General features: G+C 73.8%; 11 protein-coding genes. 4 read left to right on the forward strand and 7 right to left on the reverse strand.

The window, feature by feature from the left end:
• Nucleotides 1–131: 131 nt before the first annotated feature.
• The 4 genes from OG715_RS05485 to OG715_RS05500 form a co-directional block, all read right to left on the reverse strand.
• Nucleotides 132–1,319, reverse strand: coding sequence for an acyl-CoA dehydrogenase family protein (locus OG715_RS05485; protein WP_266276880.1), 1,188 nt, complete (start codon nt 1,317–1,319; stop codon nt 132–134).
• Between the two features lie 136 nt (nt 1,320–1,455).
• Entirely contained in the window at nt 1,456–3,480 is a 2,025-nt protein-coding gene (locus tag OG715_RS05490) for an acetyl/propionyl/methylcrotonyl-CoA carboxylase subunit alpha (RefSeq protein ID WP_266276878.1), read from the reverse strand.
• 14 nt (nt 3,481–3,494) lie between these two features.
• Nucleotides 3,495–5,093, reverse strand: coding sequence for an acyl-CoA carboxylase subunit beta (locus OG715_RS05495; RefSeq protein WP_266276875.1), 1,599 nt, complete (start codon nt 5,091–5,093; stop codon nt 3,495–3,497).
• Entirely contained in the window at nt 5,090–6,736 is a 1,647-nt protein-coding gene (locus OG715_RS05500; RefSeq protein ID WP_407661094.1) for an acyclic terpene utilization AtuA family protein, read from the reverse strand. Before OG715_RS05500 ends, OG715_RS05495 begins: the two co-directional genes overlap by 4 nt.
• A gap of 850 nt (nt 6,737–7,586) precedes the next feature.
• On the opposite strand from OG715_RS05500, the gene OG715_RS05505 reads away from it, so the two are divergent.
• The 3 genes from OG715_RS05505 to OG715_RS05515 all read left to right on the forward strand — a co-directional run bounded on the left by OG715_RS05505 (nt 7,587) and on the right by OG715_RS05515 (nt 9,845).
• Complete coding sequence (locus OG715_RS05505; RefSeq protein ID WP_266276872.1) at nt 7,587–7,994, forward strand: peptidoglycan-binding domain-containing protein; 408 nt, start codon at nt 7,587–7,589, stop codon at nt 7,992–7,994.
• A gap of 132 nt (nt 7,995–8,126) precedes the next feature.
• A complete protein-coding gene (locus OG715_RS05510) occupies nt 8,127–8,789 on the forward strand; it encodes a hemopexin repeat-containing protein (RefSeq protein WP_266276871.1) in 663 nt (220 codons plus the stop codon).
• Between the two features lie 162 nt (nt 8,790–8,951).
• The gene (locus OG715_RS05515; protein ID WP_266276869.1) at nt 8,952–9,845 is read left to right on the forward strand and encodes a carbon-nitrogen hydrolase family protein; all 894 of its coding nucleotides are present in this window, start codon (nt 8,952–8,954) and stop codon (nt 9,843–9,845) included.
• 66 nt (nt 9,846–9,911) lie between these two features.
• Here the strand turns inward: OG715_RS05515 and OG715_RS05520 are convergent, their stop codons facing one another.
• The 3 genes from OG715_RS05520 to OG715_RS05530 all read right to left on the reverse strand — a co-directional run bounded on the left by OG715_RS05520 (nt 9,912) and on the right by OG715_RS05530 (nt 12,256).
• The gene (locus OG715_RS05520) at nt 9,912–10,145 is read right to left on the reverse strand and encodes a hypothetical protein (RefSeq protein ID WP_266276867.1); all 234 of its coding nucleotides are present in this window, start codon (nt 10,143–10,145) and stop codon (nt 9,912–9,914) included.
• Between the two features lie 312 nt (nt 10,146–10,457).
• Entirely contained in the window at nt 10,458–11,099 is a 642-nt protein-coding gene (locus tag OG715_RS05525) for a prenyltransferase/squalene oxidase repeat-containing protein (RefSeq protein WP_266276865.1), read from the reverse strand.
• 230 nt (nt 11,100–11,329) lie between these two features.
• Nucleotides 11,330–12,256, reverse strand: coding sequence for a S41 family peptidase (locus OG715_RS05530; RefSeq protein WP_266276863.1), 927 nt, complete (start codon nt 12,254–12,256; stop codon nt 11,330–11,332).
• A gap of 57 nt (nt 12,257–12,313) precedes the next feature.
• Here OG715_RS05530 and OG715_RS05535 point away from each other — a divergent pair, with 57 nt between their 5' ends.
• Nucleotides 12,314–12,829, forward strand: a complete 516-nt coding sequence (locus OG715_RS05535) for an ArsR/SmtB family transcription factor (protein ID WP_266276861.1) — start codon at nt 12,314–12,316, stop codon at nt 12,827–12,829.
• Nucleotides 12,830–12,851 lie beyond the last annotated feature (22 nt).

Here is a 12,851-nt window from a genome sequence, read left to right on the forward strand (position 1 = left end):
GGCGGGATCCGGTCAGATGCCAGAACGATGATGCGACGATCTGTTCGAGGACGAATCGGGCGGAGGGGGTGGCGGGGCGCGGCCCGGGGTCGTGGCTCTGCCCGGGGCGGGGATCCGGTCCGGGGTCCGGCTCAGTACGACTTGGGCAGGCCGAGGGTGTGCTGCGCGACGTAGTTGAGCACCATCTCGCGGCTGACCGGGGCGACCCGGCCCACCCGGGTGGCGGTGAGCAGCGCGCCCAGCCCGTACTCCTGGGTGAGGCCGTTGCCGCCGAGCGTCTGCACCGCCTGGTCGACGGTCCGGGCGGCGGCCTCCCCGGCGGCGTACTTGGCCATGTTGGCGGCCTCGCCGGCGGCGGCGTCCTCGCCCGCGTCGTAGAGCAGCGCGGCCTTCTGGGTCATCAGCCGGGCCAGTTCGATCTCCACCGCGCACTGCGCCAGCGGGTGCGCGAGCCCCTGGTGGGCGCCGATCGGGGTGGACCAGACGACCCGGGTGCGCGCGTACTCGACGGCCTTGCCGAGCGCCTGCCGGGCCAGCCCGAGCGAGAAGGCGGCCGTCATGACCCGCTCGGGGTTGAGGCCGGCGAACAGTTGCAGCAGTCCGGCGTTCTCGTCGCCGACCAGTGCCTCGGCGGGCAGCCGCACGTCGTCCAGGAAGACCTGGAACTGCCGTTCGGGAGCGACCAGTTCCATCGGGATGGGCCGGTACTCGAAACCGGGCGTGTCGCGCGGGACGACGAACAGGGCGGGCTTCAGCTTCCCGGTGCGGGCGTCCTCGGTGCGGGCGACGAACAGCACGGCGTCGCAGTGGTCGATGCCCGAGACGAACACCTTGCGGCCGGTCAGCAGCCAGTCCTCGCCGTCGCGGCGGGCGACGGTGGAGATCCGGTGGGAGTTGGAGCCGGCGTCCGGCTCGGTGATGCCGAAGGCCATCCGGCGGCTGCCGTCGGCCAGGCCGGGCAGCCAGTGCCGCTTCTGCTCCTCGGTGCCGTAGCGGGCGATCACGGTGCCGCAGATGGCCGGGGAGACGATCAGCAGGAGCAGCGGGCAGCCCGCGGTGCCGAGTTCCTCCAGGACGATCGCGAGGTCCGTGATCCCGCCGCCGCCACCGCCGTACTCGGCGGGGAGGTTGACGCCGAGGTAGCCGGCCTTGCCGGCCTCGGCCCAGAGCTCGTCGGCGGGTCGGCCGGCGCGGGCCTTGGCGAGGTAGTAGGCGGAGCCGTAGCGGCCGCCGAGGTCGGCGACGGCGCGGCGCAGGGCGACGCGCTCGGGGGTCTCTATCAGCTGGCTGCCGGGGGCGGTGGTGCGCGGTGCGGACATGGCTGGTCCTTCCGGGCGGTTCTTCGGCGGGGGTCTCGGTGCTTGCGCGTGGGTGGCGCGGGGGTTTCAGGACGCCGGGGGTGCTTCAGGACGGAGGGGGTTGCAGGACGCGCGGCAGGTCAGGACGCGCGGTACGTCAGGACGCGGGGTGCACGACGGCGAGCAGCGCGCCGAGTTCGACCTGCTGCCCGGGGGTCGCCCGGAGTTCGGCGAGCACGCCGTCGGCGGGGGCGGTGACCCTGTGCTCCATCTTCATCGCCTCCAGCCAGAGCAGCGGCTGCCCTGCGGTGACGGTGTCGCCGACCTCGGCGGCGGTGCGGACGACGGTGCCCGGCATCGGGGCCAGCAGGGCGCCGGGGTCGGTCTGCCGGACGGGGTCGGGGAAGCGCGGGAGCGCCGTGAGCACGGTGCTGCCGAACGGCGTGTCGACGTGGATCCGGTCGCCGTGGCGGGCGACCGCGTAGGTGCGCCGGACGTCGCCCTCGCTCAGCACCACCCGCTCGGCGGTGGCCTCGACCAGCGCCGCCCCGGGGTGCTCCTCGGCCCGCAGCCCGTCCCGGGTGAGCCGGTAGCGGACCGCCGTCTCCGCGCCGTCCTCGGTGCGGTAGCGCCTTTCCTGCGGCTGGGACGGCAGGTTGCGCCAGCCCGACGGCAGGGCTCCGGTCCGCGCCGCGGACCGGGCGGCCGCCTCGGCGAGGGCGGCGGCCAGCGCCGCGCGGCCGGTGCCCTCGGCGTCCGGCGCGAGGAGCCCGGCCGCGTGCTCGGTCAGGAAGCCGGTGTGCACCCGCCCGGCGAGGAAGGCCGGGTGGCGCAGCGCCCGGACCAGCAACTCCCGGTTGGTGGCCGGTCCGTGGACCTTGGCGCGGGCCAGTGCGTCCGCCAGCCGCCGGGCGGCGGCGGCGCGGGTCGGCGCCCAGGCGATCACCTTGGCGAGCATCGCGTCGTAGTGCGGGGTGATCACGTCGCCGGGTGCGACCCCGGAGTCCAGTCGCAGTCCGGCCCCGCCCGTCGAGGTGAACTCCTGGTGTTCGCCGGCGAGTTCGAGCCGGTGCAGGGTGCCGGTGGCGGGCTGCCAGTCCTTGGCCGGGTCCTCCGCGTACAGCCGGGCCTCGACGGCGTGCCCGGTGGTCGGCGGCGCGTCCGGGCCGGGGAGCTTCTCCCCCTCCGCCACGGCGAGTTGGAGCGCGACCAGGTCGAGTCCGGTGACGGCCTCGGTGACCGGGTGCTCGACCTGGAGCCGGGTGTTCATCTCCAGGAACCAGAACCGGCCGTCCTCGGCGAGCAGGAACTCGGCGGTTCCGGCGCCGGTGTAGCCGATCGCGCGGGCCGCGCTCACCGCCGCGGCGTGCAGGGCCGTGCGGACCTCGGCCGGGATGCCGGGGGCCGGGGCCTCCTCGATCACCTTCTGGTGGCGCCGCTGGAGCGAGCAGTCGCGGTCGCCGACCGCCCAGACCGTGCCGTGGGCGTCCGCGAGCAGCTGGACCTCGACGTGCCGGCCGGTGGGCAGGTAGCGCTCGCAGAACACCTCGTCCGAGCCGAAGGCCTTGGCGGCCTCGGCCCGGGCGGCGGCGAGTTCGGCCGGCAGGTCGGCGAGGTCCCGGACGATCCGCATGCCGCGCCCGCCCCCGCCGGCGGCCGCTTTGACCAGCAGCGGCAGGTCGGCCCCGGTGGGGGCGTCGAGCGCGTCCAGCACGGGCACGCCGGCCTTGCGCATGAGGTGCTTGGCGGCGGTCTTGGACCCCATCGCGGCGATCGCGGCCGGCGGCGGCCCGACCCAGCACAGGCCGGCGTCCAGCACGGCCTGCGCGAACTCGGCGTTCTCGGAGAGGAATCCGTACCCGGGGTGGACGGCGTCGGCCCCGGCGTCGAGCGCGGCGCGGACGATCAGGTCGGCCCGCAGATAGGTGTCGGCGGGCGCGGCGCCGGGCAGCCGGACGGCGGTGTCGGCCTCCCGGACGTGGGGGGCGGCCGCGTCCGGGTCGGCGTACACGGCGGTGGTGGCGATGCCGAGTTCGCGGCAGGTGCGGAAGATCCGGCGGGCGATCTCGCCCCGGTTGGCGACCAGCAGGTCGGTGATCGGCGGGGTGGTGATCGGCCGGTCGGTGATCGGCCGGTCGGTGATCAGGAGGTGTTCGTCGGTGCGCGGGTGGTCGGTGGTCATCGCGGGAAGCTCCCTCACATCCGGAAGACGCCGTAGCCGGGTGCGCCCTCGACCGGCGCGTTGTGGATCGCCGAGAGGCAGAGCCCGAGCACGGTGCGGGTGTCGCGCGGGTCGATCACCCCGTCGTCGTAGAGCCGGCCGGACAGGAACACCGGCAGCGACTCGGCCTCGATCTGCTGCTCCACCATCGCCCGGATAGCGGCGTCCGCGTCCTCGTCGTAGGGCTGTCCCTTCGCCGCGGCCGACTGCCGGGCGACGATCGACAGCACCCCGGCCAGTTGCTGCGGCCCCATCACCGCCGATTTGGCGCTCGGCCAGGCGAACAGGAACCTCGGTTCGTAGGCCCGCCCGCACATGCCGTAGTGCCCCGCCCCGTACGAGGCGCCCATCAGCACGGACAGGTGCGGCACCCGCGAGTTGGCGACAGCGTTGATCATCATCGCGCCGTGCTTGATGATGCCGCCCTGCTCGTAGTCCTTGCCGACCATGTAGCCGGTGGTGTTGTGCAGGAACAGCAGCGGGACCGCCCGCTGGTTCGCCAACTGGATGAACTGGGCCGCCTTCTGCGACTCCTGGCTGAACAGCACGCCCTGCGCGTTGGCCAGGATGCCGACCGGGTAGCCGTGCAGCCGGGCCCAGCCGGTGGCGAGGCTGCTGCCGTAGCGCGGTTTGAACTCGTCGAAGTCCGATCCGTCGACGATCCGGGCGATCACCTCGCGCGGGTCGAAGGGGACCTTCAGGTCGCCGGGGACGATGCCGAGCAGTTCCTCCTCTGCGTACTTCGGCGGCTCGGCGGAGCGGTCCGGATCGGGGCCCGGCTTGCGGTGGTTGAGCCGGGCGACGATCCGGCGGGCCAGGCGCAGCGCGTCCGACTCGTCCAGCGCGAAGTGGTCGGCCAGGCCGGACACCCGGGCGTGCATCTCGGCACCGCCGAGCGACTCGTCGTCGGACTCCTCGCCGGTGGCCATCTTCACCAGCGGCGGGCCGCCGAGGAAGACCTTGGCGCGTTCCTTGACCATCACGGTGTGGTCGGACATGCCGGGGACGTAGGCGCCGCCGGCCGTGGAGTTGCCGAAGACGACGGCGACGGTGGGGATTCCGGCGGCGGAGAGCCGGGTGAGGTCGCGGAACAGCGCGCCGCCGGGGATGAAGATCTCCTTCTGGCTGGGCAGGTCGGCGCCGCCGGACTCGACCAGGTTCACCAGCGGGAGCCGGTTGGTGAGGGCGATCTCGTTGGCCCGCAGGGCCTTGCGCAGTGTCCACGGGTTGGAGGCGCCGCCGCGCACGGTCGGGTCGTTGGCGGTGATCACGCACTCGACGCCCTCGACCACGCCGATGCCGGTGACCAGCGCGGCGCCGACCGGGTGGTCGCTGCCCCAGGCGGCGAGCGGGGAGAGTTCCAGGAACGGCGAGTCCTCGTCGATCAGCAGCTCGATCCGCTCGCGGGCGAGCAACTTGCCGCGCTTGCGGTGGCGTTCGACGTACTTGGGGCCGCCGCCGGCCAGCGCCTTGGCGTGCTCGCCGTCCAGGTCGGCGAGTCTGGCGAGCATCGCCTCCCGGAACGCGGTGTACTCGGCGCCGCCCGGGTCGAGGCGGGTGGGCAGGACGGTCACAGCAGGGCCTCCGGGATGTCGAGTCGGCGCGAGCGCAGCCACTCCCCCAGCGCCTTCGCCTGCGGGTCGAAGCGGTGCTGGGCGGCGACGCCCTCGCCGAGCAGGCCGGTGATGGTGAAGTTGATCGCGCGGAGGTTCGGCAGGAGGTGCCGGGCGATCGGCAACTCCGCTGCCTCCGGGAGGAGTTCGCGGAGCAGTTCGGTGGTGAGGGTGCGGTAGAGCCAGCGCCGGCCGGGTTCGTCGCGGGCCCAGACGCCGAGGTTGGCGTCGCCGCCCTTGTCGCCGCTGCGGGCACCGGCCACCAGGCCGAGCGGAGCCCGGCGGGTGGGGCCGGGGTCCGCACCCTCTTCTTCCGGCCCCTGTTCCTTCTGCTCCTCCTGAACGGTGGCGGTGACCGGCGCGGGCGGGACGGCCACCCGGCGCCCGTCCGGCAGTACGGCGGTGTGCTCGACCTCCCCCGCCCCGAGGTACGCGGCCTCGAACACCCCGTACGGCGCGCCCGGCCCGGGCGGGGCGGTGAGGTGGAAGCCCGGGTACCCGGCCAGCCCCATCTCGACGGCCACCCGGCCGAGTTCGCGCCCGACCCGGGCCGGGTCGGGGTCCCTGGCGGTGAGCCGCAGCAGCGCGGAGGCGGCCTCCTCGGTGGCGGCGTCGGCGTGGTCGGTGCGGGCCAGTGTCCACCGCAGTTCGGCCGGCCGCCGGTCGGCCGCCATCCCGTCCTCGAACTGCCGGCGCACCAGGGCGGCCTTGGCCTCGATGTCGAGCCCGGTGAGGACGAACACCACCTCGTTGCGGTGGCCGCCGAGCCGGTTGAGCCCGGCCTTGAGGGTGGCCGGCGGCGCCTCGCCGCGCACCCCGTCGATCCGCACCCGGTCCGGCCCGTCGCCGGTCAGCCGGACGGTGTCCAGGCGGGCGGTGACGTCCGGGCCGAGGTAGCGCGGGCCGCCGGTCTCGTAGAGGAGCTGGGCGGTGACCGTGCCGACGGTGACCGCGCCGCCGGTGCCCGGGTGCTTGGTGATGACGCTGGACCCGTCCGCGTGGAGCTCGGCGAGCGGGAACCCGGGCCGGGTCACGTCGTGCTCCCGGAAGAAGGCGTAGTTGCCGCCGGTGGCCTGCGCACCGCACTCCAGCACGTGCCCCGCCACCACGGCGCCCGCGAGCGCGTCCAAGTCCCCGGGGCCCCAACCGAAGTGGGCGACGGCCGGGCCGGCCACCAGCGCCGCGTCGGTGACCCGCCCGGTCACCACCACGTCCGCCCCGCCCCGCAGGCACTCCGCGATCCCGAACGCCCCCAGGTACGCATTGGCCGCCAACAGACCTTCGGGAAGACCGAGTTCTTCCCGGCGCGGCAGCAGATCGTCACCCTCGACATGCCCGACGGCCGGGTCGAGCCCCTGGCTCTTCGCCAACTCCCGCACCGCGTCGGCCAGTCGCGCGGGGTTCAGCCCACCCGCGTTGACCACGATCCGCACCCCGCGCTCCAGCGCCAGGCCGAGGCACTCCTCCAGCTGCCGCAGAAAGGTCCTCGCATAACCGAGCGAGGGGTCCTTCAGCCGGTCCCGCGCCAGGATCAGCATCGTCAACTCGGCCAGATAGTCCCCGGTGAGCACGTCCAGCGGCCCATCGGTGAGCATCTCCCGCATCGCCGAGAACCGGTCCCCGTAGAACCCCGAGGCGTTCCCGACCCGCAACACCGCCCGGTCACCCACCCCGGCCTCCGACCCCACGCCCACGCCTACCCCCAGAGGTGGCCCAACGATCGCCGTCGGTGAGCACACTGGCACCCACCGGAAGAAAAAGCAATCACGCATGCTTGTTCTCAAAGTGCCCGACAGGCTGGACCGAACAGCGGACCCGCTCGCCGTGCGACCGTCGGCCCTGGTCGGCGATACGCCCGACCGGCCACGACCGGATGCTCCGGTCCACGCACGCCGGACGGAACACGGGCCGGAGCCTGCCGTCCGGCCCCTCCCGGCGCGCAGGACCGAAGACGATCACCGGTGCCGTGCAGAACACCGCGCCGGAGCGGAGTTAGATTGGGAGGAAGGGCGTTCGGCCGACCCGGAACTCACCTGACCGAATCGGCGGGACGGAAGTTCACACGGCCGGTCACTGTCGCCGCCGCTCGGGGAAGCGTCTCGCTGCCCGGCCCTGATTCCAGGGATCGATGCACCATGGCAGACGTCAAGGTCCTGTCCGAGGCTCTCACCAACGTCTTCGCCGACCTGTTCGGCGTCCAGGACGACGCCTACAACCCAGGGGCGATCGCCCTGTCCCAGGGACAGCTCCTGTCCGCGGACTCCCGCCGCCAGGTCCGGACCCGACCCGACGACCCGCGGACGCTGCAGTTCACCGACAGCATCGTCCTCACCGGCGTGGACGACGCCGGCGATCTCGGCAAGTACGTGTTCTACCTGGACCACCGGACCCGGCCCGGGTGCGTCGGACGGCATCGGCACCCCCACGCTCAGCCAGGGCTCCCAGGGGGAGGCGGTGCGCAAGCTCCAGCGCCTGCTGAACGAGCACGTGCCCGACCTGCCCTCCTTGGCCGTCGACGGGGGCTTCGGACCCGTGACGGATGCCCGGGTGCGCGAGTACCGGCGGCGCGTCGAAATCATCGTCGACGGCACGGTCGGCCCCCGGACCTGGGGCATGCTGACGGACGGCGAGCTGGCGCAGGAGGCCTCCGCCGGTACGCCCACCCTGCAGCAGGGCTCGCACGGCCCCGCGGTACGGAAGCTGCAGCGGCTGCTGAACGGTCACCTGCCCGACCTGCAGCTCGCTGTCGACGGCCGGTTCGGCCCGGTCACGGACGGCCGCGTGCGTGAGTTCCAGCAGCGCGTCGCCATCGCGGTCGACGGCGTCGTCGGGCCGCAGACGTGGGGGCACCTGACGCAGTAGCGGGCCGCCGGCCGGATTCGCATGCCCGGGCGCGCCCGGCAATCGGGGAAGGACCACGGGCAGCGGCAACGACTCCACGCAAACCACAACGTGACGCCGTCGAAAGTCGGCGCCGCGAGGAGGAGGTGCGTCATGGGAGCGAAGATCTACTTCGTCAAAGGCGGGAACTACGCGCGCTACCAGCTCGACCCGGACCCCGGAACCGTCGAGTACGTGAAGGCGATCGCCACGAACTGGGGAAGCACGGCGGCCCGAGGATTCGCGAGCGACCTGAACGCGGCCGTGAACGACGCCGGCGGGTACGTCTACTTCTACAAGGGCGGCAACTACGTCCGCTACGACATCGCGCAGAACAACATCGTCGACCTCGCGGGCGAACCCCCGTATCCCTGGCCGATCACCAACGGCTGGGCGAGCTTCCTCACGGGCACCGGCTTCGAGGACTACCTCGACGGCGCCTTCGACGTGGGGGACGGCTCGTACTGGTTCTTCCACGACGACCGCTGCCTGCGCGCGAACGATCCGAGCGGGATCCTCGAAGGGCCGGACTCGATCTCCTCGATCGCACCGAGCCTGGCCGACGCGGGATTCGGCGCCGACATCGACGACGGCGTCCGCCTTCCCGACGGCAGGACCTACCTCTTCAAGGGGGACCAGTACGTTCGCCTCGACCCGGTCACGCTCGCGGTCGACCCGGGCTATCCCCTGACGACCGCGGACGAGTGGAAGGGGTTCCCGTCGACGTTCAGCGCGGCGGACTTCGACGCGGTGTGGATCAACCCGAACCACCCGTGAGCCCTGCTTGCCGGGGCGGGCTCGGACCTCCGGCGGGGTGGCGCCGGCCTCGCACTGTCGCAGCTGCCGGTCACACACCGGGCCGCTCGTATCCGGCCGGGTCCGGCCCGGGACCGCGTAGGCGCTGGCCCCGGAGCCCGGGTGTGCCATAGCGTCCACGGCGTGGCGAAGACATTGCGGCTGGCGGTCGCGCAGAGCACGGTGCCGGAGGACCCCGCGGATCGAGGAGCGCTGCGGGCGGCCGGGCAGGAGATCCGGGCCCTGATGGTCGAGGCCGCCGGGGCGGGTGCACGGCTGGTGCAGTTCCCGGAGGGGGCGGTCACCTACCCGAGCAAGCACGTGATGGCCACCGGCCCGGCCGGTGAGCGGGTGCCGGCCGACTGGAGCCGGGCCGCGTGGGACGTCCTGCGCGAGGAGGCGGAGTCGATCGCCGCGCTGGCGGGGAAGCTCGGGCTGTGGACGGTGTTCGGATCGATCCACCCGCTGACGCCGCCGCACCGGCCGCACAACAGCCTCTACGTCGTCTCCGACCTCGGCCGGCCGGTCGCACGGTACGACAAGCGGTACCTGTCGCACACGGAGGTCTCGTTCCTCTACTCCCCGGGGCAGCAGCCGCTCGTCGTCGACGTGGACGGCGTCCGGTTCGGCTTCGCCCTGTGCATCGAGGCCAACTTCCCCGAGGTGTTCGCCGAGTACGAGCGCCTGGACGTCGACTGCGTCCTGCTGTCCGTGATGGTCGACGACGCGCCCCGGGCCCGCGTCGCCCAGGCGTACGGGACGCTCCACAACTACTGGCTCGGCTACTCGGTCCCGGCGCAGTTCAGCGCCACCGTGCCGTCCGGGATCGTCGCACCCGGCGGACGGTGGCTGGCGCGCTGCCCGGCGGACGGGCGTCCCGCCCTGGCGGTCGCCGACATCGACCTCGACTCGCCGGACGAGGACATCACCATGGCCGTCCGCCACGCCCGTCCGTGGCGCCGCTCGGCCCGGGCCGGACTCTACGACGGACGATTCCCGCTCGGCGACGCCCGCAGCGACACCCGCACGGAATTCTGAGACCGCCCGGACTCACGGGACCGGGCACCGGCCGCGCCCCCGGCGGTGCGCCGGGGGCACGGTGGTTCAGTCGGTGGCGGTGCCGGGGGCGGGAGCGGGGGTGATGACGACCCGGCCGTCGGTTCCGGTGCCGCCGGCGGCGCCACCCCCGACGACGACCCGGTAGCTGTGCCCCTGCTCTACGGGGAAGACGCAGGCGACGTAGCCGCCCCCTCCGCCCGCGCCCACCAGGGCGACCTCGATCTCGCGGACCCCCGCAGGGACGACGTACTCGTAGACGCCCACCGTGTCGTAGACCACCGGCGTGGCACCCTCCTCGGCGTGGGCGGCCGCACCTGGCCTACCAGCGGAAGAACCGTCCCGCACACCGTCATCACCATCGCCGTCGCCGACCGGCGGCGCGCTGTACCCGCTCGCACCATCAGGACCCCTCTCAGGCCGGGCCCGGGCGGCCACCGGCGGACCCGGGCCGCCCGGGCAAGATCATCGACCTGGCCAACGACACGGTCCCGGCCACGACACAGCCACCACGACCGCCACCGCCGGGGGCCGTCCGCTCCCCCGGGCCCCGTACCGGCGGGTTGCCCGGTCGCGGACCCTACGGAGCGGGCCTCAGCACGACAGGACGGGCGAGTCCGGCTTCGCACCCGCCGCGCTCAGCCTGGCGAAGCCCTTCGGGGAGGGGAAGAACGCCAGGGTGGCCTGGACGGTCGCCCGGACGGCGGTGGGCCGGTCGAAGCCGCTGGAGTCGTACGGGACGGCGCCGCGCTGCTCCGGAGGGGCGGAGCAGCGCAGTTGGCGCGGCTCCAGCCACTTGAGGGCCCGGTAGAAGCTGCCGGATCCGACGGTGACGAGGGTGTGGGAGACCCGGCCGGTGGTCGCGGCGTTGGGCTCGGTGGCACCGGCGGACGCGAAACCGCCGTCCGGGCGCTGCTGGTTGACCAGCCAGCCCTGGGCGAACCCGGAGGAGCCGGCGCCGCTGCCGGCGTTGTAGCCCTGGATGGCGAGCGCGGTGGCGTCGGGGTCTCCGGTGCAGGTGGTCGGACCGAAGGAGACGGGGTAGCCGCCGCCGGTGAGGCACTGGCTACGGCTCAGGAAGCTGCGGGCGCTCTGCGGGGCGCCTTCGGCGGTGCGTGAGAGGGCGATCAGGGCGAACGACTGGCTGGCGATGTCGCTGCGGTCGCCCGCCCGGGAGCGGTCGGCGAAGCGGCCGTTCGGGGCCAGCAGCGAGCGCCGGGAGCTGGGGTGACGCACCGGTCGACGGGCCCGGCCTCGTCGCCGGCCAGGGTCGGGGCCGGGGCCGGGGCCGGACCGGGGCCCCGTCGACGGAAGCGCGAACTGACGCTTCATCATGTCCATCCGGCCGAAGGGGGGGTCAAGACTGCTCCGTGTCCGGATGAGGACGGCGCGAAGGGGATCGTCCGCAGGCGACCGCCCACCGGAGCGGTCCGAACGGCACGGCCCGGGCGCCACCCGGCGGCGCACTACCCGGCCAGGCGCGCCACGGCCAGGGACAGGGCGCGGTCGAGCGCGTCCTCGGCGCCGCAGGGTGCGTCGGGGCGGACGCCGGTGCCCTCCCAGTTGGTGCCCGAGACCGGGTTGACGGCGCGGGCGACGGGGACGCTGAGCTCCAGGTGCGGGTGCACCGTCCAGCCGTCGCGCGGGTGGGCGCCGCCGCGGGTGGCCTCGCCGACGACCTGGGCGCGGCCGAGCTGCTGCAGGTCGTAGGCGAGTTCCTCGCCCGCGGAGAAGGTCTTCCCGCTCGTCAGGACGTAGAGCGGCTTCTCGGCGCCGAAGCGGGCGCCCGGCACGAACGGGGGCGTCCAGGACTGCGCGACCCGCTCCCCCTGCTTCGAGACCATGGTGTTGAGGTGGGTGCGGCCGTCGAGCAGGTAGCCGCAGACGAAGGCCACCGTGTCCGGGTCGCCGCCGAGGTTGCGGCGCAGGTCCAGGACGAGCGCCTCGGCCGGTGCCACCAGCGACAGCGCCGCGGCCAGCGGCTGCGCGGCCCAGTCCAGCGGGAACATGTGGGACGAGATCTCCAGCACCGCGACGCCGCCGTCGAGGAGCTCGACGCGCGGGACACCGCCCAGGGTGGCGTCGAACTTCCTCCGCATCTCGGCGAGCACCGCCGCGCCCCGCTCGGGCGGCACCGGCACGGCGTGGTGCTTCAGGGCCAGGTGCAGGTCGCCGTTGACGGACCGCAGGTCCGCGGTGACCGCGTCGGCCAACTCCTCCTCGGATCCGGTCGGGTAGGAGCCGTCGGCGCTGCGGCGGCGCAGCAGGTCCGCCAGTTCCCGGGCGACATCGGGGAAGACGTAGTTCTCGCGGACCAGGTCGGCGACCGACTCGACGACGGCGGCGGTGTCCAGCGCGGAAGAAGATGCGGGAGAAGATGTGGTGGAGGTCATGTCAGGGAGTACACCAGCGGCTTGCCAAAGCGTCAAACGTACTTAACGCTTGATTCGGTGAGCCACCAACCGGACGACCCGGACGACAGCGTCCAGCGGATCAGCACGTCCCTGCAGCACACCGCCCTCGCCCACCCCACGCGCCAGCGTCTGCTGTTCGCGCTGAGCGGCGGGCCGTCGACGATCAGCCGGCTCGCCGCGCGGCTGGGGGTGAACAAGGGCAGCGTCTCCCACCACCTCGGGGCGCTGCGCGAGGCGGGGCTGATCCAGGAGGCGGGAACGCGACAGGTGCGCGGCGGCACCGAGAAGTACTACCGGCGGACCGCCGAGCGGCTCGTGGTGGCCCAGCCCCGGGCCGAGGGAACGGCCGCGCTGTTCGGCGCCGTCGCGCAGGAGTTGGAGCGCTCCCCCGTCGGCCATTTGCTGACGCTGCGTCATATCCGGCTCGGTCCGGCCAAGGCGGCCGAGCTGGCCAAGGCGCTGGCCGAACTGGTCGACGGGGCGGAGGAGGAGCCGGACGGCGAGCCGGTGCACGGGCTCCTGGTGACCCTCTACCAGCAGGCGGGGACGTAGCGGCCGGGCCGGGCGGCCGGGC

The organism is Kitasatospora purpeofusca (assembly GCF_036010405.1).
Taxonomy (GTDB): Bacteria; Actinomycetota; Actinomycetes; order Streptomycetales; family Streptomycetaceae; genus Kitasatospora; species Kitasatospora purpeofusca.

Coding starts and splice junctions, on each gene's coding strand:
- OG715_RS05485 (WP_266276880.1), bottom strand. CDS start 1,319: ATGTCCGCACCGCGCACCACCGCCCCCGGCAGCCAGCTGATAGAGACC.
- OG715_RS05490 (WP_266276878.1), bottom strand. CDS start 3,480: ATGACCACCGACCACCCGCGCACCGACGAACACCTCCTGATCACCGAC.
- OG715_RS05500 (WP_407661094.1), bottom strand. CDS start 6,736: ATGCGGGAGATGCTCACCGATGGGCCGCTGGACGTGCTCACCGGGGAC.
- OG715_RS05510 (WP_266276871.1), top strand. CDS start 8,127: ATGGGAGCGAAGATCTACTTCGTCAAAGGCGGGAACTACGCGCGCTAC.
- OG715_RS05530 (WP_266276863.1), bottom strand. CDS start 12,256: ATGACCTCCACCACATCTTCTCCCGCATCTTCTTCCGCGCTGGACACC.